The 1,892-nt window shown below is 29.2% G+C and carries 2 protein-coding genes; both read right to left on the bottom strand.

From position 1 onward, the window contains the following. The coding region (locus ACFO3G_RS03335) for a hypothetical protein (protein WP_380077976.1) at positions 1-643 on the bottom strand (643 nt) is incomplete at its 3' end. Between the two features lie 761 nt (positions 644-1,404). Beyond that, the coding region (locus tag ACFO3G_RS03330) for a sulfatase-like hydrolase/transferase (protein ID WP_380077974.1) at positions 1,405-1,892 on the bottom strand (488 nt) is incomplete at its 5' end.

The following is a 1,892-nucleotide window of genomic DNA, read 5'->3' as shown; positions in this document are numbered from 1 at the left end:
TAAGTGTTTTTTTAATAGCAAGAATATCTCTAGCAAACATAGTTCTTCCTTCATAAAATAAAGGTGTTGAGTAATCTATGTTGTTTATTGAAAGTAAAAAATACATGAAAGACAAAACAGAAAAAGCAGAAAAAATGACAATGCAAAACTTATGATTCTTTCTATTTCGCACAATATATTTACAAAGAGGGAACCAACTAAATGAAATAAAGACAGCACAAATTGAAATAAAAAAGGATTTCAAAAAACTTTCTGCTGAAATCGAAAAGGGGAAATACATATTATTCACCTCATCAGAATTGTGACTCAATAAATTAACCAAAACCGTATCAGTGAATGGTGTTTCACAAACTTTTATCAAATGGTATTCATAAATAAAGAAAAAAGCAAAGCATAGTCCCCAGATCGATGCAACAATATGTCTTAGCTTATTTTTCTTGATTAATGCTATAATCAAAGAAGAGAAGAAAGAAACAAAAAAATCTCTCAGTAAAGCAGAACAAGACACAGGTATTCTACTGTATCCAATCAATAACTTGATGTTTATAATGGATAGAATCATCATAAAGACAAAAAGGTATTGGATAGACCAAAACCTTTTTAACCAAGAATAAAGGAATTTCTTTAATCTATTAGAACTCATAATAATTAAATAGATTTAGATACTTGCATATTGATGCATTCACGTTGTTAATCTTAATAATCATTTCTAACGATATTAACAATAGAATTGAAACAGTTGTATTTTCTATCCGACAAATTTAATTAATAGTTGTAGGTCATGCAATGAGTATAGTATCAACTATAGAAATTAGTAAACCTAAATACGTCGAATAAAACAATTTTACAACGATTTGAGTAGATCTTGGTCAATGACAGACAACAATCATTATACAACAGCAATAGATTAATATATTGTCTCTTTATATAAGAATAGCCTAAAGGCATAAAATAGGAGATAAGAAGGAGAAGAAACAACTTTGACAATTGCAGTAAACAAACTCCTATATTGCAACTAAGTTCTGAAACAAACTCGATAGATTCATTCATATTAGTTGCCAAAAGAGGTACTGCCATATCATCATTAAATGGAACCTGACATTTAATAATCAGCACATAATCAAGCATGTAAAGAAAAAACAGAATGAACACTTCAATTGTAATAACTATTCTTCTCATCCATTTGTTTGGAATAACTGAGGGAATAAAAAAGCTATCATAGAAGTTTCAAAAATGTCAGCAAGCATACGTGTTGATATATGACAAGCTTCATAATAGCCTTTCAATGTATGGTAACTAAATAACTGTACTAAAACATAAAGAACAAAAACCCACCAAAGATTTTTGATTCTGTTATAAAAATGTGTCGAATTCTGAATCATAGATTATACAAGTACTTTAACTTCATCTTTTAGGAGAAACAATCAATATACCACCATCCCACTTTTTAAGTTTCCTTGGTCTAGTTATATCATAACGATTAGACCACATATCAAATTTCGAATCGGTCAGATTAGACTCAATACCCATTAAGGATACCAGCGAATTGCATAAAACATCTGTCATAATTGGATTATGTATTGTCCTTTTTACAGCTTCAGATATATCTGGATTCTCTCTAACAAACTGTTCTGACATATAAACCATAAAGGGAATACGGGTAGAAACTTCTGTAGGTGCATGTGAAAACATATTTGTATCGTCCGGATCATCATATCTTCTCAAACCATGATCGGAGAAATACACAATAATAGATGATGAAGTTGAGTATTTATCTATTATTTCTTTAATGACATAATCATTAAATAATACACTATTCATATATTGAGCTGTAAGTTCTTTCTCATAAATATCTAAATTATCTTCCTTAATATCTTCAGAGCTAAAACTAG

It is taken from the genome of Falsiporphyromonas endometrii, assembly GCF_042654485.1.
Classification (GTDB): Bacteria; Bacteroidota; Bacteroidia; order Bacteroidales; family Porphyromonadaceae; genus Porphyromonas; species Porphyromonas endometrii.
The sequence above is the reverse complement of the archived record's forward strand: the minus strand, read 5'-3'. Positions and strand labels throughout refer to the sequence as shown.